The sequence below is a fragment of the Rhodococcus koreensis genome (genome assembly GCF_900105905.1).
Taxonomy (GTDB): domain Bacteria; phylum Actinomycetota; class Actinomycetes; order Mycobacteriales; family Mycobacteriaceae; genus Rhodococcus_F; species Rhodococcus_F koreensis.
In genome coordinates this window covers 8,267,526-8,292,292 of the sequence record NZ_FNSV01000005.1, presented here as the reverse complement: position 1 = coordinate 8,292,292, position 24,767 = coordinate 8,267,526, and the positions used below count along the sequence as shown (strand labels likewise).

General features: G+C 67.4%; 22 protein-coding genes and 1 pseudogene. 10 read left to right on the top strand and 13 right to left on the bottom strand.

What is annotated here, in order from left to right; genetic code table 11:
* Positions 1–3: 3 nt before the first annotated feature.
* The 3 genes from BLV94_RS42410 to uvrB all read right to left on the bottom strand — a co-directional run bounded on the left by BLV94_RS42410 (position 4) and on the right by uvrB (position 3,727).
* Positions 4–456, bottom strand: coding sequence for a universal stress protein (locus BLV94_RS42410; protein ID WP_005247414.1), 453 nt, complete (start codon positions 454–456; stop codon positions 4–6).
* Positions 457–645: 189 nt separating this feature from the next.
* Positions 646–1,518, bottom strand: a complete 873-nt coding sequence (locus BLV94_RS42405; protein WP_072949299.1) for an SCO6745 family protein — start codon at positions 1,516–1,518, stop codon at positions 646–648.
* 46 nt (positions 1,519–1,564) lie between these two features.
* On the bottom strand, positions 1,565–3,727 hold the full coding sequence (gene uvrB / locus BLV94_RS42400) for an excinuclease ABC subunit UvrB (protein ID WP_072949301.1): 2,163 nt from the start codon (positions 3,725–3,727) through the stop codon (positions 1,565–1,567).
* Between the two features lie 79 nt (positions 3,728–3,806).
* Here uvrB and BLV94_RS42395 point away from each other — a divergent pair, with 79 nt between their 5' ends.
* Entirely contained in the window at positions 3,807–4,325 is a 519-nt protein-coding gene (locus BLV94_RS42395; protein WP_072949303.1) for a ribonuclease FAU-1 family protein, read from the top strand.
* A gap of 1 nt (position 4,326) precedes the next feature.
* Here the strand turns inward: BLV94_RS42395 and coaE are convergent, their stop codons facing one another.
* Entirely contained in the window at positions 4,327–5,541 is a 1,215-nt protein-coding gene (gene coaE, locus BLV94_RS42390) for a dephospho-CoA kinase (protein ID WP_072949305.1), read from the bottom strand.
* 167 nt (positions 5,542–5,708) lie between these two features.
* Here coaE and BLV94_RS42380 point away from each other — a divergent pair, with 167 nt between their 5' ends.
* The gene (locus BLV94_RS42380) at positions 5,709–5,927 is read left to right on the top strand and encodes a hypothetical protein (protein WP_072949307.1); all 219 of its coding nucleotides are present in this window, start codon (positions 5,709–5,711) and stop codon (positions 5,925–5,927) included.
* Positions 5,928–6,088: 161 nt separating this feature from the next.
* On the opposite strand, the gene rpsA is transcribed toward BLV94_RS42380, so the two are convergent.
* On the bottom strand, positions 6,089–7,573 hold the full coding sequence (gene rpsA / locus BLV94_RS42375; protein ID WP_012687956.1) for a 30S ribosomal protein S1: 1,485 nt from the start codon (positions 7,571–7,573) through the stop codon (positions 6,089–6,091).
* A 251-nt stretch (positions 7,574–7,824) separates the two neighbouring features.
* On the opposite strand from rpsA, the gene BLV94_RS42370 reads away from it, so the two are divergent.
* Positions 7,825–8,706 carry a class I SAM-dependent methyltransferase gene (locus BLV94_RS42370; RefSeq protein WP_072949309.1) on the top strand — a complete coding sequence of 294 codons (882 nt, stop codon included), beginning with the start codon at positions 7,825–7,827 and terminating at the stop codon, positions 8,704–8,706.
* A 50-nt stretch (positions 8,707–8,756) separates the two neighbouring features.
* Here BLV94_RS42370 and BLV94_RS42365 read toward each other — a convergent pair whose 3' ends face one another.
* The 4 genes from BLV94_RS42365 to BLV94_RS42350 form a co-directional block, all read right to left on the bottom strand.
* Complete coding sequence (locus BLV94_RS42365) at positions 8,757–9,518, bottom strand: amino acid ABC transporter ATP-binding protein (RefSeq protein WP_072949310.1); 762 nt, start codon at positions 9,516–9,518, stop codon at positions 8,757–8,759.
* Entirely contained in the window at positions 9,515–10,498 is a 984-nt protein-coding gene (locus tag BLV94_RS42360) for an amino acid ABC transporter permease (protein WP_072949312.1), read from the bottom strand. Before BLV94_RS42360 ends, BLV94_RS42365 begins: the two co-directional genes overlap by 4 nt.
* A gap of 20 nt (positions 10,499–10,518) precedes the next feature.
* Entirely contained in the window at positions 10,519–11,448 is a 930-nt protein-coding gene (locus BLV94_RS42355; protein WP_012687960.1) for an ABC transporter substrate-binding protein, read from the bottom strand.
* Between the two features lie 146 nt (positions 11,449–11,594).
* Positions 11,595–12,692, bottom strand: a complete 1,098-nt coding sequence (locus tag BLV94_RS42350) for an isocitrate/isopropylmalate dehydrogenase family protein (protein ID WP_072949314.1) — start codon at positions 12,690–12,692, stop codon at positions 11,595–11,597.
* A gap of 19 nt (positions 12,693–12,711) precedes the next feature.
* Between BLV94_RS42350 and BLV94_RS42345 the strand changes: the two genes are divergently transcribed.
* Complete coding sequence (locus tag BLV94_RS42345) at positions 12,712–13,233, top strand: 2'-5' RNA ligase family protein (protein WP_072949316.1); 522 nt, start codon at positions 12,712–12,714, stop codon at positions 13,231–13,233.
* Positions 13,234–13,265: 32 nt separating this feature from the next.
* Here the strand turns inward: BLV94_RS42345 and BLV94_RS42340 are convergent.
* The 3 genes and pseudogenes from BLV94_RS42340 to BLV94_RS42330 all read right to left on the bottom strand — a co-directional run.
* Positions 13,266–13,889: pseudogene (locus tag BLV94_RS42340) on the bottom strand (DMT family transporter); the annotation flags it as partial.
* A 51-nt stretch (positions 13,890–13,940) separates the two neighbouring features.
* The gene (gene tnpB, locus BLV94_RS42335; RefSeq protein WP_072949318.1) at positions 13,941–15,254 is read right to left on the bottom strand and encodes an IS607 family element RNA-guided endonuclease TnpB; all 1,314 of its coding nucleotides are present in this window, start codon (positions 15,252–15,254) and stop codon (positions 13,941–13,943) included.
* Positions 15,251–15,847 carry an IS607 family transposase gene (locus BLV94_RS42330; protein ID WP_072949319.1) on the bottom strand — a complete coding sequence of 199 codons (597 nt, stop codon included), beginning with the start codon at positions 15,845–15,847 and terminating at the stop codon, positions 15,251–15,253. The genes tnpB and BLV94_RS42330 overlap by 4 nt, the downstream gene beginning before the upstream one ends.
* Positions 15,848–16,148: 301 nt before the next feature.
* Between BLV94_RS42330 and BLV94_RS42325 the strand changes: the two genes are divergently transcribed.
* The gene (locus tag BLV94_RS42325) at positions 16,149–17,147 is read left to right on the top strand and encodes a helix-turn-helix domain-containing protein (RefSeq protein ID WP_072949321.1); all 999 of its coding nucleotides are present in this window, start codon (positions 16,149–16,151) and stop codon (positions 17,145–17,147) included.
* Between the two features lie 70 nt (positions 17,148–17,217).
* On the top strand, positions 17,218–17,586 hold the full coding sequence (trxA, locus tag BLV94_RS42320; RefSeq protein ID WP_005260388.1) for a thioredoxin: 369 nt from the start codon (positions 17,218–17,220) through the stop codon (positions 17,584–17,586).
* A 42-nt stretch (positions 17,587–17,628) separates the two neighbouring features.
* On the opposite strand, the gene polA is transcribed toward trxA, so the two are convergent.
* The gene (gene polA, locus BLV94_RS42315; RefSeq protein WP_072949323.1) at positions 17,629–20,373 is read right to left on the bottom strand and encodes a DNA polymerase I; all 2,745 of its coding nucleotides are present in this window, start codon (positions 20,371–20,373) and stop codon (positions 17,629–17,631) included.
* Between the two features lie 226 nt (positions 20,374–20,599).
* Here polA and BLV94_RS42310 point away from each other — a divergent pair, with 226 nt between their 5' ends.
* From BLV94_RS42310 to BLV94_RS42295, 4 genes are read left to right on the top strand one after another with little or no spacing between them, the layout of a single operon-like run.
* Entirely contained in the window at positions 20,600–21,970 is a 1,371-nt protein-coding gene (locus BLV94_RS42310) for a branched-chain amino acid ABC transporter permease (protein ID WP_072949325.1), read from the top strand.
* Positions 21,971–21,974: 4 nt separating this feature from the next.
* Positions 21,975–22,964, top strand: a complete 990-nt coding sequence (locus BLV94_RS42305; RefSeq protein ID WP_072949327.1) for a branched-chain amino acid ABC transporter permease — start codon at positions 21,975–21,977, stop codon at positions 22,962–22,964.
* Positions 22,957–23,976, top strand: coding sequence for an ABC transporter ATP-binding protein (locus BLV94_RS42300; RefSeq protein WP_072949329.1), 1,020 nt, complete (start codon positions 22,957–22,959; stop codon positions 23,974–23,976). Before BLV94_RS42305 ends, BLV94_RS42300 begins: the two co-directional genes overlap by 8 nt.
* Positions 23,973–24,767 carry an ABC transporter ATP-binding protein gene (locus BLV94_RS42295; protein ID WP_072949330.1) on the top strand — a complete coding sequence of 265 codons (795 nt, stop codon included), beginning with the start codon at positions 23,973–23,975 and terminating at the stop codon, positions 24,765–24,767. Before BLV94_RS42300 ends, BLV94_RS42295 begins: the two co-directional genes overlap by 4 nt.

Sequence of the window (24,767 nt, the reverse complement as noted above, 5' to 3'; positions counted from 1 at the left end):
GTGTCAGCGCACCGTGTGGACGATGAGGACGTCGGATGTCGACTTGCGTGCGGCATCGGACGGAACCGACCCGAGGAGCCGCCCGGTGAGGGTGTTGAGTCCACGGTTGCCGATCACCAGGAGACCGGCCTCGACCTCGTCGACCAGGTTCAGCAGCGACTCGACGGGGGCACCGACGACGGCGCGTTCGACGACCTCCTTGGCGCCGGCGGCATGGGCGCGCTCCTTCGCGGTGCGCAGGATCTCGTATGTCGGGGCCGAACCGGTGATCTGGTAGGCCTCGTCACCGAGCGCGTCGGCGGCCTGCCCGACGTCCTTGGGATCGGCCGGGTAGTACGCGCAGGCGATGATCAGCTTGGCACCGGCGTCCCCCGCGATGGCGGCAGCCTTCTCGACGGCCAGAAACGACGACTCGGAGCCATCGGTTCCGACGACAACGGTCCGGTAGGCGCTCATTCATTCCTCCATGTCTGCGGTGGTCAATTGGCCGGGGTCCGGACACAGCTCATGCCTGGGACCCAGCAGCCACTGCGCTGACCCTAGCCGTCCCGGTGCCCTCATAGGTGCATTTGCAACACATGCCACAGGGGATATCCCCGGTGCATGACGGATCACATTTTCCATGCGCCCGGGCTGTGATCGGTGTCAGCGGGACACGGCGACCTTGGGACCGAACACGCCGGCCGGGAACACTCCCGCCGCGACGATCGCGTCACGCCACGGGGTCGCGAGTTCGACGAGCCGGGCCGCCCCGTCCTCCCCCAGTGCCGCCCACGGAGCCAGCGCGAGATCGTCGGTGAGATCCTCGACCAGTTCCCGCAGTTCCGTGCCTTCGGCGGTGAGTTCGCCCCGGGCGTCCAGGATTTCCCGGTCACGCAGACTGTCGCACGCGGAGTCCCACTGCTCCTGGGTCCAGGCGCGGCGGGTGATCGCGAACTTCTTCTGGAACCCGTACCCGGTCGCGGTGTGGGTGATCAACGATTCGAGTCCGCTCAGACCCGCCGTCTGCAGCGCAGCGATGTGACCGTCGCCGCGGTACTCCCGCAGCACGGTGAGGGCATGCCAGAACGCGACGTGCGGTGAGTCCGGCCACTCCACTTCCGTGTAGCCCGCGCAGAGCGGCCTGCCCTCGACACCCGGGATACCCCGCGCCGCAATCGACGCCAGTTCGGCCGCCTCGGCCATCTCCGGCGACGTCGTCACCGATTCACCGAGCAGTCGCGCATACGCCTCGCCGACCGCCCGGTACCGGGCCTCGACGATCGCCGCGGGCGTGGCCAGACCCCAGGCACGCGGAATGATCGACGCGACCGCGGCGGGGCTGAAGTTGAAGAACGTCGCCGTGACAACACCGGCACCGACCGCGCCCATCGGCGCGGAACGTCCGGCGAAGTAGCTCATCCGACCCGGTTCCAACCCCGCCTCGACCAGCCGTTCCTCGACCTCGGGAACGAAATAGCTGAGCGAATGAAGCAATTCCAGGGACCGAGCGGTGCGACCTGCGTTGTGTGCATCCATATGTGCGACCGTACTGCTGTGCAACCGTACTGCCTCGGCGCCCTCGCTATTTCAGGCCCGCGGCATCCATGCCGCGCAACTCCTTCTTCAGATCGGCGATCTCGTCGCGCAGCCGCCCGGCGAGTTCGAACTGCAGATCACGGGCGGCGTTCATCATCTGATCGGTCAATTCCTTGACCAGGTCGGCCAACTCCGCCCTGGGCATCGACTTCGTGTCGCGGCCCTCGTACACGCCGGCGCTGACCGAGCGTCCGGCCTCGCCCTGCGCACGACGCCCGCGGGTGGCGTTGCGTCCGGAACCGCCGACGTCGACGCCGCTGGCCGTATCGTCGGCTTCCTCGTAGACCTGGTCGAGGATGTCGGCGATCTTCTTCCGCAGCGGCTGCGGATCGACACCCATCTTCTCGTTGTAGGCGACCTGCTTCTCCCGGCGCCGCTCGGTCTCCTCGATGGCGTGCTGCATCGAGTCGGTGATCTTGTCGGCGTACATGTGCACCTGACCGGAGACGTTACGAGCCGCCCGGCCGATCGTCTGGATGAGGCTGGTCGAACTCCGCAGGAAGCCCTCCTTGTCGGCGTCCAGGATGGCCACCAACGAGACCTCGGGCAGGTCGAGACCCTCACGCAGCAGGTTGATACCCACCAGAACGTCGTACTCCCCCAGCCGCAGCTGCCGGAGCAGCTCCACCCGCCGCAACGTGTCGATGTCCGAGTGCAGATACCGCACCCGGATACCGAGCTCGAGGAGGTAATCGGTGAGGTCTTCCGCCATCTTCTTCGTCAACGTGGTGACGAGGACGCGCTCGTCACGGTCCGCACGTTCGCGGATCTCGTGCACCAGGTCGTCGATCTGCCCCTTGGTCGGTTTGACGACCACCTCGGGGTCGACGAGACCGGTCGGGCGGATGACCTGCTCGACGAACTCGCCGCCGGCCTGCCCCAGCTCGTACTTGCCCGGAGTGGCCGACAAATACACCGTCTGCCCGATGCGCTGGGTGAACTCCTCCCACGTCAGCGGGCGGTTGTCGGTGGCCGACGGCAACCGGAACCCGAATTCGACGAGGTTCCGCTTGCGCGACATGTCGCCCTCGTACATCGCGCCGATCTGCGGGACCGTCACGTGGGACTCGTCGATGACGAGGAGGAAATCCTCCGGGAAGTAGTCGATCAGCGTGGCGGGCGCCGTGCCCGGTCCACGACCGTCGATGTGCCGCGAATAGTTCTCGATGCCGGAGCAGAACCCGACCTGCTTGATCATCTCGAGGTCGTACTGGGTTCGCATCCGGAGCCGCTGCGCCTCGAGCAGCTTGCCCTTGTTCTCGAGGTCGGCGAGCCGCTCCTCGAGTTCGGCTTCGATGTCCTTGACGGCGCGTTCCATCCGCTCGGGACCGGCGACGTAGTGCGTCGCCGGGAAGATGCGCACCGAGTCGACCTTCCGCACGACGTTCCCGGTGAGGGGATGCAGGTAGTACAGCGCCTCGATCTCGTCGCCGAAGAACTCGATCCGCACCGCCAGTTCCTCGTACGAGGGAATGATCTCGACCGTGTCACCGCGCACCCGGAAGGATCCGCGGGTGAACGCCAGGTCGTTGCGGGTGTACTGCACGTCGACCAGCAACCTCAGGAGGGCGTCGCGCGGCACCTCCACACCGACCTCGAGCTGCACCGAGCGGTCGAGGTACGACTGCGGAGTACCGAGACCGTAGATGCACGACACGGACGCCACCACGACCACGTCCCGCCGCGACAGCAGGCTCGACGTCGCGGAGTGCCGCAGTCGCTCGACGTCGTCGTTGATCGACGAGTCCTTCTCGATGTAGGTGTCGGTCTGCGCGATGTACGCCTCGGGCTGGTAGTAGTCGTAGTACGAGACGAAGTACTCGACGGAGTTGTTGGGCAGCATGTCGCGCAACTCGTTGGCCAACTGCGCGGCGAGCGTCTTGTTGGGCGCCATCACCAACGTGGGTCGCTGCACCTTCTCGATCAGCCACGCCGTGGTGGCCGATTTACCCGTACCGGTGGCGCCGAGCAGGACCACGTCCTTCTCACCCGCGTTGATCCGGCGTTCCAGGTCCGCGATCGCCGTCGGCTGGTCGCCGGCCGGTTTGTGGTCGCTGACGACCTCGAAACGCGCCTCCGACCGCTCGATCTCCCCGATGGGACGGAACTCGGAATGTGCCACCACGGGGTGCTCGGATGCAAACGCCATGCACCCAGGGTAGGCCGGGGGGCCGACAAACTTCCCGGGCGATCTCCGTCGGCTGAAAAATCGCGGTAGGTTCCCTGCCATGGCAGGCGCGATTCACGACATCCACCCACCGAAGGTCGAGTACTTCGACCTCCGCGATCACACCAACACCGACCCCAAGGGTTTCGTCCGTCACGTCGACCACTACCGCGTCGAGCCGTGGGGGCTGTACATGGCACGCACCTCCGACCACCGGCAGTTCCACTACCTGGAGTCGTGGCTGCTCCCCGACCTGGGGCTGCGCGCGTCGATCTTCCATTACCACCCGTATCACCAGCGCGATCAGGACCACTACGTCGACATCGGCACGTTCACCCGCGGCGAGAACGTGTGGAAGTCGGAGGACCACTACCTGGATCTGGTCATCCGCACCGGCCGCGACACCGAACTCCTCGACGTCGACGAACTGATGGAGGCGCACCGCGCCGGCCTACTCGACGCCGCGACGGCCGAGCAGGCGATCCTCGCCGCCACCACGGCGATCGACGGAATCGCCGCACACGGCCACGACCTCGGCGGCTGGCTGGCTTCGATCGGCATGCCGATCGACTGGCGGTGACCTACGCGCTCCAGCCGGTTCGCTCGGCCCACTCCCACGCCCGGTGATACGCGCGGTCGAACCACGGGCTCTTCGCGTCGACGTAGGCGGTGATCGCGTCCTGATAGTCGGTGTGACCAGCCGCCTTCTCCGCCGCGGCCTCCTTGACCGCGAGGTACTCGGCGCGGGCGTCGATGTCCGCGCCGAGCCAGTCCCGGAACACGAGCGCGAACTGCTGCCCGGGCCACCCGTCGACCCGGAGGTGGATGTTCACGGGCCGCCCCGGATCAGCGCCGCCGTGGATTCGCTTGCCCCACAGAGCCGGATCGGTCTCGCCGCCCTGATACGAGGGCTTCGGGTCGTCGGCGGTGATGTGCTCGATGCGGGGGAACCCGGCGCCCGCGAGTGATTCCGCGAGTTCGTCCGCGACCTCGAGGTTCGCGACCGTCACCTGGACATCGAGGACGTCCTTGGCAGGCAACCCCGCCACGGCCGTCGACCCGATGTGGTCGATCCGGACGGCGCGGTCGCCGCACACCAGCCGCAACCGGGCGATCAACCGGTCGGCCTGGGCAGGCCACTGCGGATTCGGCGAGGCGAGTTCGGGCAGGACACGGACGACGGTCCGCGTGCGGATGTTGGACTCGAAGGGCACGAGACGCTCGGCCCACAGTGCCCGGACCTCCGGCTCGAGCGCACCCGGGGCGCCGCTGTTGTCGAGCCGGACGTCGGCCGCCGCCCGCCGTTGATCGTCGTCCGCCTGGGCTGCGATCCGCGCCCGCGCGTCGGTCTCGGACATCCCCCGCGATCCGACGAGTCGCTGCACCCGGTCCTCGGCGTCGACGAACACGACGACGACCAGGTGGAACGCGGCACCCATGCCGCCCTCGACCAGCAGCGGAATGTCCTGGACGAGCACGGCGTCCTCCGGCGCCGACTCGATCGTCTCGGTGGTGCGCGCCCCGACCAGCGGGTGGACGATGGAATTCAGCGCCAGCCGCGATTCTTCGTCGGCGAAGGCGCGGGCCGCCAGGGCCGGCCGGTCGAGCGCGCCGTCCGCTGTCAGGATCTCCGCGCCGAACCGGTCGACGAGGGCAGCGAGGCCGGGCGTTCCGGGTTCGACGACCTCCCGCGCGATCAGATCGGCGTCGACGATCACCGCCCCGAGTTCGGCGAGGACCTTCGACACGGTGGACTTACCGGCTCCTATGCCTCCAGTGAGGCCGATTCTCAACACGCCCCCAGTGTTGCACCCGCCCGCAACGACGACGCACGTCCCTCCCAGATCTCCACCCACTTCCCGCTCAGCAGACTCACCTGCCCCAAATACCACAGAAGTCCGACACGTTCGGTTATGTTCGAGCGAACGCACCGACCTGCACCTTCTCCAAGAAGAGGAACGCCATGCGCGATCACCGCAACCAGTTCGGTCGGCACCGCCTCGGCACTGCAGGCGGGGTGCATTGCATCGAGATCCCCGAGGTGGCTTCCGCGCTCGCCGAGCATCGCCGGACCTGGCTCACGGCACTCATCAGCCAAGGCAGGCACAGCTTCGCGACGATGCGCAAGCGCGCCGAGGTGCAGTCCTCGTCCGGTTACTGGATTCCCGCAACGGCGAACTGAGCGTCCGAGCACCACCCACGCACTGTGGCCCGACCTCCGAAGAGGTTGGGCCACAGTCGTATTCAGCGCAGTCACAGTGAGGGGTCCCGCAACGGCGAAACCCCGCCCCTGCAGTGCAGGAGCGGGGTCTTCGGCTGTGCCTGACGAGTCAGGCGGACTTGCTAGGCGTTGCCCGACAGCTTCTCGCGCAGAGCAGCGAGCTGTGCGTCGCTGGCCAGCGATCCACCGGCAGACTCGGACGACGAGGAGCTGGAGGACGAAGCGGCGTCGGCGTCGCCGGCACCCGACTCGGAGGAGTAGCCGGCAGCAGCGGTGGCAGCCTCGGCGGCCTCGTCTGCAGCGGTCTTCTCCATCTGAGCGGTGTGCATCTTGTGACGACGCTCAGCCTCGGCGTAGCGGTTCTCCCACTCTTCACGCTGCTTGTCGAAGCCCTCGAGCCATTCGTTGGTCTCGGGATCGAAGCCCTCGGGGAAGATGTAGTTGCCCTGCTCGTCGTAGCTGTCCGCCATGCCGTACTTGGACGGATCGAACTCGGCGTTGTAGTCCTCGTTGGCCTGCTTCAGCGACAGCGAGATGCGACGACGTTCGAGGTCGATGTCGATGACCTTGACGAGTGCATCGTCGTTGACGCCGACAACCTGGTCCGGAACCTCCACGTGGCGCTCGGCCAGCTCGGAGATGTGGACGAGGCCTTCGATTCCCTCTTCGACGCGCACGAAGGCACCGAACGGAACCAGCTTCGTGACCTTGCCGGGCACGATCTGGCCGATGGCGTGCGTGCGGGCGAACTGACGCCACGGGTCTTCCTGGGTCGCCTTGAGCGACAGGGAGACACGCTCGCGGTCCAGGTCGACGTCGAGAACCTCGACGGTGACCTCGGTGCCGACCTCGACAACCTCGGACGGGTGGTCGATGTGCTTCCAGGACAGCTCGGACACGTGCACCAGGCCGTCGACGCCGCCCAGGTCCACGAAGGCACCGAAGTTGACGATGGAGGACACGACGCCCTTGCGGACCTGGCCCTTCTGCAGCTGGTGCAGGAACTCGCTGCGAACCTCGGACTGCGTCTGCTCGAGCCATGCGCGGCGCGAGAGGACGACGTTGTTGCGGTTCTTGTCGAGCTCGATGATCTTGGCCTCGATCTCCTTGCCGACGTACGGCTGCAGATCGCGGACACGGCGCATCTCGACGAGCGAAGCGGGAAGGAAGCCACGCAGGCCGATGTCGAGGATCAGGCCGCCCTTGACGACCTCGATGACGGTGCCCTTGACGGCCTCGTCCTTCTCCTTGAGCTCCTCGATGGTGCCCCAGGCACGCTCGTACTGAGCGCGCTTCTTCGACAGGATCAGTCGGCCTTCCTTGTCCTCCTTGGTGAGGACGAGAGCTTCGACCTCATCGCCCACGGAGACGACCTCGTTGGGGTCGACGTCGTGCTTGATGGAGAGCTCACGGGAAGGGATGACGCCTTCGGTCTTGTAACCGATGTCGAGCAGGACCTCGTCACGATCGACCTTGACGATGGTGCCTTCGACGATGTCGCCATCGTTGAAGTACTTGATCGTTGCGTCGATGGCGGCGAGGAAGTCCTCGGCGGAGCCGATGTCGTTTACGGCTACCTGCGGCGAGGTCACGGTGGTGGAGGGCATGTGTTGAGTTGCTCCGGACGGGTTGTGGTCGGTTGATGGTGTTCTGTCGGACAAGCAACCTGAACCGACGAAAACATTCCCGCCGAATCAGATCACCGCAAGCGCAAGGAACGACACCCGACTGGAACCGAACAAACTCGAACTGAACCGAATCCGATGCCGCACACTTAGACACTCGCGTGCAATAGGCTACGCGCCCGTGGGCAAGCTGGGCAAACCCGGGCACGTTCCCACGCTCTACTCTGTTGCCCATGCCCGATCCTTGCCCGTCCGATTCTCCCCTCTCCGCCGGAGACGACCGCCACGGCACCGCCAACAGCGTCCTCGGAACGTCGGGGGTGAGCCGCGTCCGCGTCGACTCCGAGTCCAGCGAACGCGCGAGCCGGGCCTGGTGGGACGCCGACGCGGACGACTACCACCGCACGCACGGCGAGTTCCTCGGCGCGGACTCGTCCCAGGGTGAGTTCGTCTGGTGCCCGGAGGGGCTCCACGAAGGCGATTACCACCTCCTCGGTGACGTCGCGGGCAAGGACGTCCTCGAGGTGGGCTGCGGTTCCGCACCCTGTGCGCGGTGGCTGGCCGGCCAGGGCGCCCGGGCCGTCGGGCTCGATCTGTCCATGTCGATGCTGACCCGCGGGGTCGAGGCCATGCGGGCGGGCGGCCCGGCCGTGCCGCTCGTTCATGCCGGAGCCGAGCACCTCCCCTTCGCCGACGCGAGCTTCGACCTCGCGTGTTCGGCTTTTGGTGCAGTTCCGTTCGTGGCGGACTCACAGCAGGTGATGAGTGAGGTCGCAAGGGTCCTTCGCCCCGGCGGGCTGTGGGTGTTCGCCGTCAACCACCCGATCCGCTGGATCTTCCCGGACGATCCGGGTCCGCGCGGGCTCACCGCCTCGCTGCCCTACTTCGACCGCACGCCCTACGTGGAGGTCGACGGCGACGGTGTCCCCACCTACGTCGAGCACCACCGGACCATCGGCGATCGGGTCCGCGAGATCGTCGCGGCCGGGCTGGAGGTGCGCGACATCATCGAGCCGGAGTGGCCCGAGTGGCTCGACCGGGAATGGGGGCAGTGGAGCCCGCTGCGGGGACAGATCTTCCCCGGCACCGCCATCTTCAGCTGCCGCAAGCCGTGAGTACTTCTTAACCGCCGGCGGTTAAGAAGTACTCACGGGGCCGGAGGCCACTAGAGCAGTTTCGACAGGAACAACTTGGTGCGGTCGTGCTGCGGATTGGCCAGCAACTCGCGGGGATCGCCCGATTCGACGACGACGCCGGCGTCCATGAACACCAGCTGGTCGGCCACCTCGCGGGCGAAGCCCATCTCGTGCGTGACGACGACCATCGTCATGCCGCCGGCCGCGAGATCCTTCATCACGGTGAGCACCTCCCCGACCAACTCCGGGTCGAGGGCGGACGTCGGCTCGTCGAACAGCATCAGCTTGGGGTCCATCGCCAGCGCGCGGGCGATGGCGACGCGCTGCTGCTGACCACCCGACAGCTGCGCGGGGTACGCGTCCGCCTTCTCGCTCAGGCCCACCTGGTCGAGAAGATCCCGTCCCCGCTCGAGCGCCTTCTTCTTGCTCAGCTTCTTCACCTGGATGGGCGCCTCGATGATGTTCTCGAGCGCCGTCCGGTGCGGGAAGAGGTTGAAGTGCTGGAAGACCATCCCGATGTCGCGGCGCTGCTTCGCCGCCGCCCGGGGGTGGAGTTCGTAGAGCTTGCCGCCCCGCTCGGAGTACCCGACGATCTCGCCGTCGACGTACAGCCGGCCGGCGTTGACCTGCTCGAGGTGATTGATGCACCGCAGGAACGTCGACTTGCCCGAACCGGACGGCCCGACCAGGCACAGGACCTGGCCGGCGCCGATCTCGAGCGACACACCTTTGAGCACCTTCAGCGCCCCGAAGTTCTTGCAGACCCGGTCCGCCTTGACCATCGGCGTCATTTTCGTTCCCCTCCGGGTGTGTCGGGCAGGGTTTCGGGACCGGGTTCGATCACCAGCGGCTTGCCCTGCGCATCGGCGAGCGCCTGCAATTGCCGCGGGGTGAGCTTGCGGGACGCGCCCTTCGAGTAGTACCGCTCCAGGTAGAACTGGCCGATCATGAGCAGGCTCGTGATGGCGAGGTACCAGGTGGCGGCCACCATCAGCAGCGGGATGGGCTGGAAGTTCGCACCCGAGATGTCCCTGGCACGTCCGTACAACTCCAGGCTGTACGGCACCGCGGTGACCAGCGACGTCGTCTTCAGCATGCTGATCAGCTCGTTGCCGGTGGGCGGGATGATCACCCGCATGGCCTGTGGCAGAACCGTGCGACGCATCGTCTGCGACCACGTCATGCCGAGCGCCACCGACGCCTCGGTCTGCCCCTCGGCGACCGAGTTCACGCCTGCGCGGACGATCTCGGCCATGTACGCGGCCTCGTTGAGTCCCAGCCCGATCACCGCGAACAGGAACGCCGCGTTGATTCCCTGCAGGTCGATGTGCACGAACTGGTGGACGAACGGGATTCCCAGATCAAGCTGCTTGTAGATGGACGGGAACAGCCCCCAGAACACCAACTGCACGTAGACCGGGGTCCCGCGGAAGATCCACAGGTATCCCCACGACGCCGCCTTCAGAACCGGGTTCGGCGACAGCCGCATGACGGCGAGCACGACACCAAGGCCGATGGCGATGGCCATCGACAGGATCGTCAGCTGGATGGTGTTCCACGCCGCGGCCGAGATCCGGGCGTCGAACAGATACTGGGCGTAGACGTCCCAGCGGTACGCCTCGTTGGTGCGCGCACCGTTGACGAACAGCGCCAGCAGCAGGCCGACGACTATCGCGGCGATCCACCGGCCGGGCCGCCGCAGGGGGATCGCCTTGATGGGTTCCGGTTCCTGCCCCGTCTCGGTGCCCGGCCGCCCCGGAGCCTTCTCCACGTCAGACACTCGTCAACCGCTCAGCTCGTGGCGCCGTTGATCTGGGAGGTGGTGATGACGCCCGCCTCGACACCCCAGTTCTCCGCGATCGTCCGGTAGGTGCCGTCGTCGATGAGGTGCTGCAGCGCCTGCTGGAGGGTCTGCGCGAGCGGCGAGCCCTTCGCGACGGGCCAGCCGTACGGCGCGGCGTCGAAGACCTCGCCCGCGGCCTCGATCTTGCCGTCGCTCTGCTTGATCGCATACGCGGTGACGGGCGAGTCGGCGGACATCGCATCGACCTTGCCGAGGGCGACGGCGTTGGCCGCGTCGTCCTGGCTGTCGAACTTCACGATCTCGATGGGCGGCTTACCGGCGGCCACGCACGCCGCGCTCTTGGCGGGCACCTCTTCGAGGTCCTCGATGGTGGTCGTCTGCACGCCCACCCGGAGGCCGCACGCGTTGGTGGGGTCGACGGACTTCCCGGCGGGCTGCGCCCACTGCACTCCGGCGCTGAAGTAGGTGGTGAAGTCGACCGACTGCTCGCGTTCCTTGGTGTCGGTGAACGACGACATACCCATGTCGTAGCTGCCGGCCTGGATCGACGGGATGATCTTGTCGAAGTCCGCTTCGGTGTACTCCGGTGTCACGCCGAGCACCTTGCCCACAGCGTCCACGAGGTCGACGTCGAAGCCGACGATCTTGCCGCTCGGATCCTTGAACTCGTTGGGCGAGTAGGGAATGTTGACGCCGACGATGATCTTGCCGGACGAGGCGATCTTCTCGGGCAGTGTCGCCGCGATGGCATCCACCTTGTCGACTTCCACGGCGACGGTGTCTTCTCCGGACGGCGAGCCGCCGCCCTCGGTGTTGCTGGCGCAGCCGGCGAGCAGCAGAGCACTGCCACCCGCCAGTGCACAGATGGTGCGGGCCACGCGGCCTCGCGCGAAGACGGATCGACCAGACACTGGCATGTCCTCCAAGAATCGTGGTACACCGAGCGAGCTACGGCGACGGAGAACTCTCGAACTCCGACTAGTCGAACGGTAGGTCACGACACCCGCAACTGCGGACGTCGTTACCGAACATTAACGGCCTGACCCGGCCCGTGGCGGCGGTTTCAGCGACGCAGTGTCCGGGCGAGGACCGTCTCGGTGAACTCGCTGGTGGACGCGAGTCCACCCAGGTCAGCTGTGGCGACCCCGGAGGCGATCGTCGCACGGACCGCGTCGCGGATACGGTGGGCCGCGCCGCCGAGATGCCGGTCGGCGCGGCGGTCCCCGAGCCACTCGAGCATCATCGCGGCCGACAGCATCAGGGCCGTCGGATTGGCCCGGTTGCGTCCCGCGATGTCGGGGGCGGCTCCGTGCGCCGCCTGCGCCATCACCTTCGTCTCGGAACTGTTGATCGACGGGGCCGTGCCGAGCGAGCCGGACAGCTCGCCCGTCAGGTCCGACAGGATGTCGCCGAACATGTTCTCCGTCACCACGACGTCGAAGTCGCGCCCCCTGCGGACGAGGTGCGCGGTCATGGCGTCGACGTGCTCGTCGTCGATCCGCACGTCCGGGTAGTGGCGCTCCCCCACCTCCCGGCAGACGTCGCGGAACAGTCCGGTGGTCATCGACAGCACGTTGGCCTTGTGCACGATCGTGACGTGGCGGGCCCTCGTGCGCGCCAGCGCGAATGCGGTGTGCGCGATGCGCTCACACGCCCGCCGTGTCACGACGCCGACGGCCAACGCCACGTCGGGAGTCGGCATGAACTCGCCGCTGCCGGCGAACATGTTCCGATCCGCGTACAAGCCTTCGGTGTTCTCCCGGACGATCACGAGGTCCATGTCCGGCACCGTCGAGGCGACGCCCTCGAGCGAGCGCGCGGGGCGGATGTTGGCGAAGAGGTCGAAACGCTTGCGCACCACCCCGCCCGGGGTCAGCCGGCCGCGGAACGGCTCCGGGTAGGCGGCGCTGTCGTGCGGACCGAGGATCCAGGCGTCGAGTTCGTCCAGCGCGGACAGCGTGGAGTCGGGGATCGGCGTTCCGTGCGACTCGATGGCGCCCAGGCCGAGGGGCAGTTCCACCCAGTCGACGTCGCCGCCTCCCGCCGCGGTCACCGCGGCCGAGACCACCCGCTGGGTCGCCGGAACGATCTCGTGACCGATGCCGTCGCCGAGGAGCACCCCGACCCGGGTACCGGAAATGTTTGCCGTAGCACCGCTCATGAGGCCATCATTGCCTACCATGGTCCAGTCGGTGGAACTGCTGTTCGACGAAGCGACCGACGTTGCCGTGCGCGCCGAGTGGCAACGCCTGTGGGATGCGGGGATGCCCAGCCGCACCCGGGTTCGCGCCGAATCGAATCGGCCCCACATCACCCTGTTCGTGGCACGCCATATCCCAACCGAGATCGACGAACTGCTGGGCCGCCGGATCGCGACGCCCTCGTTCCACATCCGGCTGGGCGGGCTCGTGATGTTCGGGGGCAGGCACGTCACGCTGTCCCGGTTGGTGGTGCCGTCGAAGGCCCTGCTGTCCCTGCACCGCAGCGTGTTCGATCTCGCGGAACATGCCACGGAGGTCACGCCGCACATCCGGCCGGGCGAGTGGACGCCGCACGTGACCCTCGCGCGGCGACTGCCTGCGGATCAGATCCCGGAGGCCGCGCGGCTGCTCGACGGCGGCGACATCGTCGGCCGGGCGTCGGTGGTGCGCCGGTGGGACGGGGACGCCAAACGCGAGTGGGTGGTGACGGCACCCCCGTGATCACGGTGTGCGCGCGGTGATCGTCGCGGCGGCCTTCGCGAAGACCGTTGGGTGACGACGATTCCCGCGATCACCGCGAGCGCCCCGACGGGCTGGTTCCAGGAGATGTGCTCGTCGAGCGCGACCGCGCCGAGCACGACGCCGACGACCGGGGTCAGGTAGGTGACGGTGGACGCCGCGGTGGGCCCCCAGCCGCGCACCACGTTCGTGTTCCACACGAACGCCAGTCCCGTGCCGAACGCCCCGAGCCCGATCATCGACGCGACGATCGCGGGGGTCAGGTGCATCGGTGTGCTCGCGACCCACGGGGTGGCGAGCACCATGGCGGCTGCGGCGATCGACACCTGCATGAACGCGATGGTCGGAGTGCTCACGCCGCGCGGGAGGATGAACCGCCTCAGGTAGACCAGTGCCACGCCATAGGACGCGGTGGCGCCGAGGCACGCGAGTTGGGCGGGGACGCTGCCGAGAATCCCCGACTGCCACGGCGCCAGCACCACGACCACACCCGTGAACCCGAGCAGGAGACCGAACAACTTTGCGTCCGTGAGCTTCTCCCCTGGCAGGAATGCCAGGGCCACCGACATAGTCATCAGCGGTGTAGTGGCGTTGTAGATGCTGGCCAGCCCCGAACTGATGCCCTGCTCGGAGAGAGAGATGAAGAGGAAACTCGCGCCGTTCGATCAAGTGTGACGGTATGTCCCGCTTCATCGAGCCACTACCTTGCGGTGGTGGCGTTGAGTCCTGTGCGGACTCTTCCCGTGGCGGTGCGACTGCGAAGCGTGCGAGCACGTCCGTCTGACATCGCTTCCATCGGGCAGCTCCCGGCGCAACTCGCCGGTGTCGACCGCCGCAGCGGCCAGGTTCCGGGCCGCGTTCTCATCCCGATCAAGGATGATCCCGCAAGCCAGGCAGGCGAACACCCGCTCATTCAGGGGCAGCTTGGCTTTCGCTGTCCCGCACTCCGAGCAGGTCTTGGAGGAAGCGAACCAACGGTCCGCCACCACGAGCCGGACCCCGGCCCGTTCGGTCTTGTAGGTGAGCTGACGGCGGATCTCCGCCCACGACACGCCGGCGATGTGCCGGGCCAGACGCCGGTTCCGCAGCATCCCGGCCACGTGCAGGTCTTCGATCACGATCGTGTCGAACTCCCGCACCAGACGGGTAGTGAACTGGTGGGTGTCGTCGCGACGCAGGTTCGCCACGCGGGTGTGGATGCGGTCGGCGCGGGCGCGGGCCTTCTTCCACCGGTTCGACGGCGCGACACCGGTTCGGCGGTCCGGGCCGCGCCGGCGAGCGCAGGCCCGTTCGGCGCGGCGCAGGTTCGACAACTCGGCATCGAGGCGACGCTGGTTCGGCACCTGCTCACCGGTCGAGAGGGTAGCCAGATGTGAGATACCGAGATCGACGCCGACCACCCCGCCACCGGTGCGTTCTTCGGGTGCGGCGTCCGGGAGGTCGACGGAGAACGAGACGTGCCAGCGACCGCGCTGGTATGACAGGGTGGCCGACCGGATACGCGCGGTGCCCGCGTCGATCTTGCGGGCCAGTTTGCGGGTCGACTCACCGGTGCGCACCACCCCGATCACGGGCAACTGCACGTGCCGGCGGTCGCGGACCAGCCCGAATCGGCCGGTGGTGAACTTGCACGACATGCGCGCGGTCCGCTTGGACTTAAACCGGGGCATCTTCGCTCGGCCCGCCGTGCGGTTGGCGAGCGCGGCGGCGAGGTTGGCGCAGCCCGAGGCGTACGCCTCCTTGCTGTTCTGCTTCCACCACGGCGCCACCTCATCCTTGGCCGCGTTCCACGCCTTCCGCAGACTGTAGGCGGAAGTGGCCACCCATGGGGTGAGTTGATCACCGGTCAGGCCGTAGGTCTGCTCCGCAGCACGCTGCGACCAGTTCGCCTTCACTCGGGCCAGGCACCAGTTGTAGGCGACCCGTGTGGCACCGCAGTGCGAGGCCATCGCGTCGGCTTGCGCCTCGGTCGGATCGAGGGCGAACAGATACGCCCGGATCACGTCGACTCCTCGGGCTCGGCTTGCGCTGCACGCACCCCCGCCGCCGCCCTCCGAGAGGCGGAGCGACGGCCGTACAGGCGCACACACATCGAGGTCAGCACCTCGGTCATCTCGCGCACCAGGTCGTCGGCGACCTCAGAATCATCAACGACCTCGGAATCATCCAGCACGACAATGCGTCGCCCCTGAGCGGACAGCGCAGCTTCGAGGTACTCCACTCCGAAGGAAGCCAGTCGGTCGCGGTGCTCCACCACGATCGTGGTCACGGCCGGGTCGGCGAGCAGCTTCCGCAGCTTCCCGGCCCGCCCGCCCAGCCCGGACCCGATTTCGGTGATGGTGCGGTCGATCGACAGCCCACGCTCCCCTGCACCGGTCACGACCCGCCCGGCTTGGCGTTCGAGGTCCGACTTCTGCTCGTGCGAGGAGACTCGGCAATACGCCACGGTCACACCGGATTCCCGAACGGGCGGGTCGATAAGGATCGTGCCGGTCGGGAGCTGCCGGGCGGGCACGGGGAGCTTTCCGGCGTGGAACCAATTCAGCGCAGTGCGGTACGAGACCCCCTGCTCCTTCGCCCACGCGCTCAACTTCACGTGCCCATTATGACACAGAATGACATGTCCTTACAGGATTACGCGAGCAGCGCAACACCCCAGGCGAGCGCCGTGCCCGCGTACTGAACCGCCGGATTCCCTCTCAAAACCGGAAGTCTCCGTGCTGGATGACTTCGTTGTGGGTGTCGGGCGTGCGGCCGGCAAGCGCCAGCGCGTCGAGCGCCAGGAACACGAGGAGTACCACGACCAGGATTGTCATGCCTTCAGCCTGGTTCTCTCGGCCTCCGAGCAAAAGTGGCAGAAAAGACATAGTTGATCGTTTTCCTGCCATACTGGGTTGGTGCTGAAAAAGGTCGTCGTACCCCTCATGCCGCTCACCGAGGCGTTCGAACTCGGCGTCGCCTGCGAGGTGTTCGGTTTCGACCGATCCGACGACGGCCTGCCCACCTACGACTTCTCCCTCGTCGCCGGCTCACCGGAACCCATCCGCACCCGTTTCGGATACGGCATCGACGTCCCGTACGACCTCGACCGGCTCGACGACGCCGACCTCATCGTCGTTCCCGCGGGCGGCACCTACGCCGAGGACGACGGCTCCTACCTGTGCGCGAAGGAGCCTGCCCCGCACATGGATCCTCTCCTCGACAAACTCCGGGCCGCGGTGGACCGCGGCGCCAAGGTCGCCAGCCTGTGCAGCGGCGCGTTCGTGCTCGGGGCCGCCGGACTGCTGGACGGACGCAAGTGCACCACCCACTGGCGGCACGCCCGGCGGCTCGCCGAACTCCACCCGGCGGCCACCGTCGACCCGAACGTCCTCTACGTCGACGACGATCCGGTCCTGACCAGCGCCGGCACCGCCGCCGGCATCGACCTGTGCCTGCACATCGTGCGCAAGGAACAGGGCAGCAAGGTGGCCAACGTGATCGCCCGGCGCATGGTCGTCCCGCCGCACCGCGACGGCGGCCAGGCGCAGTACGTGGCGATGCCGCTGCCGTCGACGACGATCGACACCCTCGGGCCGCTGCTCGACTGGATGACCGAGCACCTCGCCCTCGACCTCACGGTGACCGCGGTGGCGGCCAAGGCCAACATGTCGCCCCGGACGTTCGCGCGACGATTCCAGGCCGAGACCGGAACCACCCCGGCCCGCTGGCTCAGCGACCAGCGGGTGCTGGCCGCGCAGCACCTGCTCGAGAACTCGGACCTTTCGGTCGACGTGATCGCCGAACGCGTCGGCTTCGGCGGTGGTGCGGTGCTGCGGCAGCATTTCCTGCGGCTGCGCCACACCACCCCGCAGGCGTACCGCCGCACGTTCCGGGACACGGAGCGCACCGGGTGAGGAACCCGCAGGGAAGAATCGACGGCGACGCGGCGTTGCACAGGCAGACCCACCGATCGAAAGGACCCTCGTGGCCACCAAGACTCTGACTCAGCAGAACTTCGACGAGACCGTGACCGGCAACGACGTCGTTCTGGTCGACTTCTGGGCATCGTGGTGCGGACCGTGCCGCTCCTTCGCCCCCACCTTCGAGGCCTCGTCGGAGCAGCACCCCGACGTCGTACACGCCAAGGTCGACACCGAGGCGGAGCAGGGCATCGCCGCCGCCGCGAACATCCGCTCGATCCCGACCATCATGGCGTTCCGCGAGGGTGTGCTGGTGTTCAGTCAGCCGGGTGCGCTGCCGCCCGCGGCGCTCGAGGATCTTCTCACGCAGGTCAAGGCCCTCGACATGGACGAGGTGCGCAAGCAGATCGCCGAGCAGGCCCCCGCCGAATAGGGCGTAGGACCGCCGCGGCCGAACCGAGCGGAGGACCGCCGCCTAGTGCGCGGCGGCGTCCCAGCTGCGACCGGTGCCGACGGACACGTCGAGCGGCACCGACAGTTCGATGGCCGAGGCCATCTTGTCGCGGACCAGCTGTTCCACCTGGTCCCGTTCCGCTTCGACGACCTCGAGCACCAGTTCGTCGTGCACCTGCAGCAGCATGCGCGACTTCAGACCCGCCTCGCGCAGCGAACGCTGCACGTCGATCATCGCGACCTTGATGATGTCGGCGGCCGTGCCCTGGATGGGGGCGTTGAGCGCGGCACGCTCGGCGACCTCCCGCCGCTGGCGGTTGTCGCTGGTGAGGTCGGGCAGGTAGCGGCGGCGCCCGTACAGCGTCGACGTGTAGCCGTCCTTGCGGGCCTGTTCCACGACCTCGTGCAGGTAGTCACGCACCCCACCGAACCGGGCGAAGTACGCCTCCATCTGCGATTTGGCCTCTTCGGTCGAGATCTTGAGCTGCGCCGCCAGACCGAACGCGCTGAGCCCGTACGCCAGCCCGTACGACATCGCCTTCACGCGGCGGCGCAGCTCGGGGGTGACCTCCTCGATCGGCACGCCGAACGCGCGGGCACCGACGAAGCTGTGCAGATCCTCGCCGGTGTTGAACGCCTCGATCAGGCCCTCGTCGCCGGACACGTGCGCCATGATCCGCATCTCGATCTGGCTGTAGTCTGCGGTGAGCAGCGAGTCGAAGCCCTCGCCGACGACGAACCCGTCACGGATCTGACGGCCCGCGTCCGTGCGCACCGGGATGTTCTGGAGATTGGGCTCGGTGGACGACAACCGGCCGGTGGCGGCGACCGTCTGGTTGAACGTCGTGTGGATCCGGCCGTCCTCGGCGACCGTCTTCAGCAGACCGTCGACGGTCACCTTCAGCCGCGTCGCGTCGCGGTGCGCGAGAAGGTGCTCGAGGAACGGGTGCGACGTCTTCTCGAACAGGTTCTGCAGCGCCTCGGCGTCCGTGGTGTAGCCGGTCTTCGTCTTCTTCGTCTTGGGCATCTCCAGCTCGTCGAACAGCACGACCTGCAGCTGCTTGGGTGACCCGAGGTTGATCTGCTTGCCGATGACCCCGTAGGCCGCCTCCGCCGCCTCGGACACCTCGGCCGCGAACCGGCTCTGCAGGTCGTGCAGGTGGTCGCCGTCGACGGCGATACCGGACGCCTCGATGTCGGCCAGCACCGCCAGCAGCGGCAACTCCATCTCGGACAGCAGGGCCGTCGACTCGATGTTCTCGAGTTCCGTGTCGAGCGCGGCCGCGAGGTCGAGGACGGCGCGGGCACTGAGAATCTCGGTCTCGGCGGCTTCGGCGTCGACCTGATCGGCGTCGTCGAGCAGCGACAGCTGCTCCTGCCCGGTCTCCTCCACTCGCAGTTCCCTGCGCAGATAGCGCAGCGACAGGTCGTCGAGGTTGAACGTCCGCTGCCCGGGGCGCACCAGGTACGCCGCCAGCGCGGTGTCGCTGGTGAGACCGCCGAGCATCCAGCCGCGTCCGCGCAGCGCGTGCATCGCCCACTTGGCCTCGTGCAGGGCCTTAGGCTGGGTCGCGTCCGCGAGCCAGTCGCCGAGCGCCTTCTCGTCCTCCGGGGTGGCGGACGCGGTGGCAATGTACGCGCCCTCGCCGTCGGCGGCTGCGACGGCGAGGGCCGTCACGTCGCCGCCGTACGGGGTGCGGGTGCCGACCACCGACACCCCGGACCGCTCGCCCGCCGACGCGTGCGCCGACAGCCAGTCCGCGACCGCACCCGGCTCGAGCGCACTGCCGCGCACCTCGAAGCCCTCCTCCGCCTCGGCTTCGACCGGGGCGAGCGTCGCGAACAGCCGGTCGCGCAGCACCTTGAACTCGAGGTCGTCGAACAGCGCGTGGATCTTCTCCCGATCCCACTGGGCGAGCATCAGCTGGTCCGGGGTGTACGGCAGCGGGACGTCGCGCACCATCTCGGTGAGCTCACGGTTGAGCAGGACGTTCGGCAGGTTCTCCCGCAGCGCGTCACCGACCTTGCCCCGAACCTTGTCGACGTTGTCGACCAGCCCGACGAGATCGCCGTACTCCTTGATCCACTTGGTGGCGGTCTTCTCCCCCACCCCGGGGATGCCCGGCAGGTTGTCGCTCGGGTCGCCGCGCAGGGCCGCGAAGTCGGGGTACTGCGCAGGTGTGAGCCCGTACTTCTCCTCGACGGCCGCCGGCGTGAACCGGGTGAGGTCCGAGACGCCCTTCTTCGGGTAGAGCACCGTCACCCCGTCGGTCACCAGCTGGAGCGAGTCCCGGTCGCCGGTCACCACCAGGACGCGGTACCCGAGCACCTCCGCCTGGGTGGTGAGCGTGGCGATGATGTCGTCGGCCTCGAAGCCCTCCTCGGCCATCACCGGGATGCCGAGGGCCCCGAGGACGTCCTTGGTGATCTCGACCTGCCCCTTGAACTCGTCCGGGGCCTTGCTGCGGTTGGCCTTGTACTCGGGGAACTTCTCGGCCCGGAACGTCTGCCGGGACACGTCGAACGCCGCCGCCACATGGGTGGGCTGTTCGTCGCGCAGCAGATTGATCAACATCGACGTGAACCCGTAGACGGCGTTGGTGACCTGACCGCTGTGCGTCTTGAAGTTCTCGGCGGGCAGGGCGTAGAACGCACGGAAGGCCAGCGAATGGCCGTCGAGCAGCATCAGGGTGGGGCGATCGTCGGACGGCGCGGCTGCGCCGGACGCGGGGGACGTGGTGGACCGGGGGGTGGTTGCAGGGCTCACGGTTGCCCAGTCTAGGGAGCGGATCCGACACCGATCAGCCGGATGGTTCGATACCCAACCGAAACGTGCCGGAAATCCGAGAACCCCATTTCGCGCGACCGGAGCCGTTAGAGTCCGGAAATTGCGGCACGGGCGGTAGTCGAGCCCGTCGCAGCACGTTCCTGACCGATCTACACGTTTCCGGAGGACCTGCGTGGCCCCAACCGTGAGGAAGCGACTCCCAGCAGTGAGTACGCGACCGACATCCGCGAGGAACCGCACGAGACGAGGTCCGGTCACCCGGCAACTCGGCCGTGCGTTCGTCCTCGTCCTACTCGGCCTCGTCGCGGCGATCGCCTTCGGCGGTCCCGCGGCGGCGCAGGAACCCACCCCACCGCCCCCACCGACCGCAACCAGTCAGCAACCGGCGCCCCCGGAGAACGCGGTGCGGGTCAGCGGCAATCTGAACAACGCCGGCGAACGGCTCGCGGACGTCGAGGTGCGCGCTCTCGATTCGTCGGGCAACGAGGTGGCGAAGGCGACGTCGGAGGCGAACGGCCGCTGGGAAGTCCAGGTCGCGCCCGGCACGTACACGTTCGAGATCGTGGCGGACTCGCTTCCCGACAATGTCAGCGTGCAGGGCACGGTGCAGCGTGAAGTGGTGGCCGGTCGCACCAACACGGTGATCTTCTCGTTCGGCGAGGCCCGCACCGGTTCCGGGGTGCCGTTCTACGAGAAACTGATTCGCCAGACCATCGACGGACTCCGGTTCGGTCTCGTCATCGCCATCGCCGGTGTCGGGCTGAGCCTGATCTACGGCACCACCGGCCTGACGAACTTCGCGCACGGCGAACTCGTCACCCTCGGCGCGGTCGCGGCGTGGGTGATCAACGTGACGTTCGGTGTGCAGCTGATCCCGGCCACCGTCCTCGCGGTGTTCGTGGGGATCCTGATCGGCCTGCTGAACAACGCCGCGATCTGGAAACCGCTGCGAAAACGCAAGACCGGCCTGATAGCCCAGCTGGTGGTGTCGATCGGGCTCGCGATCTCCCTGCGCTACCTGATCCTGATCTTCTTCTCCGATCGCGCGGAGCCGTTCGTCGACTACCAGGCGCAGGTGGAGCGGCACTGGGGTCCGATCGCGATCACCGACGCCAACCTCGTGTGCATCGCAATCAGCCTCGTCGTCCTCGTCGGAGTGGCCCTGCTGCTGCAGAAGACGCGCATCGGCAAGGCCATGCGGGCGGTGTCCGACAACCGCGACCTGGCCGCGTCCTCCGGCATCGACGTCGAACGGGTGATCCGCTTCGTGTGGGGGCTCGGCGGCGGCCTGGCCGCGCTCGGCGGCGTCCTGTTCGGCATCTCCGAACTCGGCGGCCGCGTGCAGTGGGAGATGGGTTTCAAACTCCTGCTGCTGATGTTCGCCGGCATCACCCTCGGCGGACTCGGCACCGCCTACGGCGCGCTGCTCGGCTGTGTGATCGTCGGTCTGCTCGTCCAGCTGTCGACGCTGGTGATCAACCCCGACCTCAAGTACATCGGAGGACTGCTCATCTTGATCGTCATCCTGGTCGTCCGGCCTCAGGGCATTCTCGGCAGCCGGCAAAGGATCGGGTGAGGGCATGGACATCGCAGGAGCACTCCAGGTCTCGCTCGCCCAGCTGATCGGCCCGTCCGCGATCTTCTACGCGCTGCTGGCAATCGGCCTCAACCTGCACTTCGGTTACGCCGGGCTGCTGAACTTCGGTCAGATCGGTTTCGCACTCCTCGGCGGCTACGGCGTCGGGATCATGACCGTCACCTACCAGCAGCCGCTGTGGGTCGGCATCCTCGTCGGTCTCGTCGCCGCCGGGTTGCTGGCCGTCGTCCTCGGTATCCCGACGCTGCGGCTGCGGGCCGACTACCTCGCCATCGTCACGATCGCCGCGTCCGAGATCCTGCGGCTGATATTCCGCTCCACCGCTTCGGATTCGATCACCGGCTCCACCAACGGCCTGTTCGGCTTCGCCGATCCGTTCACCACGCTCAGCCCGTTCGACTCCGGTAAGCAGTACAACTTCCTCGGGGTGAAGTTCTACGGCGACGACCTGTGGTCGATGGTCGTCGGCTGGACTCTCGTCCTGGTGCTGTGCGGGTTCGTGTACCTCCTCACGCACAGCCCGTGGGGCCGCGTCCTCAAGGCGGTCCGCGAGGACGAGGACGCCGCGCGCGCCCTCGGCAAGAACGTCTTCGTCTACAAGATGCAGGCGCTGGTCCTCGGCGGCATGATCGGCGGGCTCGGCGGTGTGTTCAACGCACTGCAGACCAAGTCGATCAACCCCGACTTCTACTCCACCGCCCAGACGTTCTTCGCGTTCGGCGCCCTCATCCTCGGCGGCGCGGCCACCGTCTTCGGACCGGTGGTCGGAGCGATGCTGTTCTGGTTCCTGCTGGCCATCCCGGACGCACTGCTGCGCCAGGCCATCTCCGGTCCGGAGCCGCTGCTGCCGCTGACGGAACAGCAGGTCGGGGCCATGCGCTTCGTCCTGCTCGGCATCATGATCGCGGTGCTCATGGTCTTCCGGCCGCAGGGCATACTGGGCAACAAGCGGGAGGTGCAGCTCAATGCCTGACCACAGACTGCCGGATCATCTGCAGACCGACACGGTGCTCACCGCCGAGCAACGGGCCTCGATCTTCACCGACGTCCCGCACTCCCCCGGCGCATCCAAACCCGACCCGATCCTTCTCGTCGACAACGTGTCCCGCACATTCGGCGGGCTCAAGGCCGTCGACGTGGCGCATCTCGAGATCCAGCGCGGCTGCATCACCGGACTGATCGGTCCGAACGGCGCGGGCAAGACCACCCTGTTCAACCTGCTCACCGGTTTCGACCGGCCGGACAGCGGTACGTGGTCGATGGACGGCCAGTCCCTCGGCCGGATGTATCCGCACCAGGTGGCCCGCCGCGGTGTCGTCCGCACGTTCCAGCTCACCAAGGCGCTGTCGAAGCTGACGGTGCTCGACAACGTGCGGCTCGGCGCCACCGGGCAGCGCGGCGAGCGGATTGTCAACACGCTGCTGCCATGGACGTGGAAGGCGCAGGAACGCGCCGTCACCGAACGGGCCAACGAACTGCTCGCGCGGTTCACACTCGACACCAAGTCCGACGATCTCGCCGGTTCGCTGTCCGGCGGTCAGCGCAAGCTGCTCGAGATGGCGCGGGCGCTGATGACCGAGCCGACCGTGGTGATGCTCGACGAGCCGATGGCCGGCGTGAACCCGGCGCTCACCCAGAGCCTGCTGGGCCACATCAAATCGCTTCGGGACGAGGGCATGACCGTGGTGTTCGTCGAACACGACATGGACGTCATCCGCGACATCAGCGACTGGGTGGTGGTGATGGCGCAGGGCAGTGTGATCGCCGAATCCACCCCGGAACACCTCTCGTCCAACAGCGCGGTGGTCGACGCGTACCTGGGCAGCCACCACGATCAGGCACTCGAGTTCGACGACGAGGGGAATCCGGTGGGCGCGACGGCCGTTCTGGCCTCGGCACTCGAGAGCGCCGAGGCCGAAACCCTCGAGACCGGCGGCGACCTCTCCGAACCCGACATCACCGACCTGAGGCGTGAGAACTCATGACCGAACCGACCCCAGCGGAATTCGCGGCCACACCCGAGGAGCACGCCCGGCTCGCCGAGGGTGCCCTCGTCCGCGCGGACGGTGTGGTGGCCGGGTATATCCCGGGCGTCAACATCCTCCGCGAATGCAATTTCTTCCTGCGCGAGGGTGAGATCGTCGGCATCATCGGCCCCAACGGCGCCGGCAAGTCCACTCTCCTGAAGTCGTTGTTCGGGTTGATCCCGGTGCGTGAGGGCTCGGTGACCCTGCGCGGTGAGGACATCACGTCCAAACCGGCCCACGTTCTCGTGCAGAAGGGCGTCGGCTATGTCCCGCAGACGCAGAACGTCTTTCCGTCGCTCACCATCGAGGAGAACCTCGAGATGGGGATGTATCTGCGCCCCAAGCGCTTCGCGGAGAGGTTCGCGTTCGTCGGCGACCTGTTCCCGCTGCTCGTCGAGCGGAAGAAGGTGAAGGCGGGCGCCCTGTCCGGCGGTGAGCGGCAGATGGTCGCCATGGGCCGGGCGCTGATGATGGATCCGTCCGTGCTGCTGCTCGACGAGCCGTCCGCCGGACTGTCCCCGATGTTCCAGGACGAGGTGTTCATCCGCTGCAAGAGAATCAACGCGGCGGGTGTCTCGGTGATCATGGTGGAACAGAACGCCCGGCGGTGCCTGCAGATCTGCGACCGCGGCTACGTCCTCGACCAGGGCCGCAACGCCTATACCGACTCGGGGCCCAACCTGATGCACGACCCGAAGGTGATCGAGTTGTACCTCGGCACCCTCGCGGGCAGCCAGGAGAAGAAGTAG

What these genes read in the sequence shown, in the direction of transcription:
- BLV94_RS42380 (WP_072949307.1), top strand. Translation starts at nt 5,709, where the DNA reads ATGCGCGATCACCGCAACCAGTTCGGTCGGCACCGCCTCGGCACTGCA.
- BLV94_RS42300 (WP_072949329.1), top strand. Translation starts at nt 22,957, where the DNA reads ATGCCTGACCACAGACTGCCGGATCATCTGCAGACCGACACGGTGCTC.
- BLV94_RS42350 (WP_072949314.1), bottom strand. Translation starts at nt 12,692, where the DNA reads ATGAGCGGTGCTACGGCAAACATTTCCGGTACCCGGGTCGGGGTGCTC.
- BLV94_RS42405 (WP_072949299.1), bottom strand. Translation starts at nt 1,518, where the DNA reads ATGGATGCACACAACGCAGGTCGCACCGCTCGGTCCCTGGAATTGCTT.
- BLV94_RS42305 (WP_072949327.1), top strand. Translation starts at nt 21,975, where the DNA reads ATGGACATCGCAGGAGCACTCCAGGTCTCGCTCGCCCAGCTGATCGGC.
- BLV94_RS42345 (WP_072949316.1), top strand. Translation starts at nt 12,712, where the DNA reads ATGGTCCAGTCGGTGGAACTGCTGTTCGACGAAGCGACCGACGTTGCC.
- BLV94_RS42295 (WP_072949330.1), top strand. Translation starts at nt 23,973, where the DNA reads ATGACCGAACCGACCCCAGCGGAATTCGCGGCCACACCCGAGGAGCAC.
- rpsA (WP_012687956.1), bottom strand. Translation starts at nt 7,573, where the DNA reads ATGCCCTCCACCACCGTGACCTCGCCGCAGGTAGCCGTAAACGACATC.
- BLV94_RS42365 (WP_072949310.1), bottom strand. Translation starts at nt 9,518, where the DNA reads ATGACGCCGATGGTCAAGGCGGACCGGGTCTGCAAGAACTTCGGGGCG.
- BLV94_RS42355 (WP_012687960.1), bottom strand. Translation starts at nt 11,448, where the DNA reads ATGCCAGTGTCTGGTCGATCCGTCTTCGCGCGAGGCCGCGTGGCCCGC.
- BLV94_RS42370 (WP_072949309.1), top strand. Translation starts at nt 7,825, where the DNA reads ATGCCCGATCCTTGCCCGTCCGATTCTCCCCTCTCCGCCGGAGACGAC.
- BLV94_RS42410 (WP_005247414.1), bottom strand. Translation starts at nt 456, where the DNA reads ATGAGCGCCTACCGGACCGTTGTCGTCGGAACCGATGGCTCCGAGTCG.
- uvrB (WP_072949301.1), bottom strand. Translation starts at nt 3,727, where the DNA reads ATGGCGTTTGCATCCGAGCACCCCGTGGTGGCACATTCCGAGTTCCGT.
- BLV94_RS42395 (WP_072949303.1), top strand. Translation starts at nt 3,807, where the DNA reads ATGGCAGGCGCGATTCACGACATCCACCCACCGAAGGTCGAGTACTTC.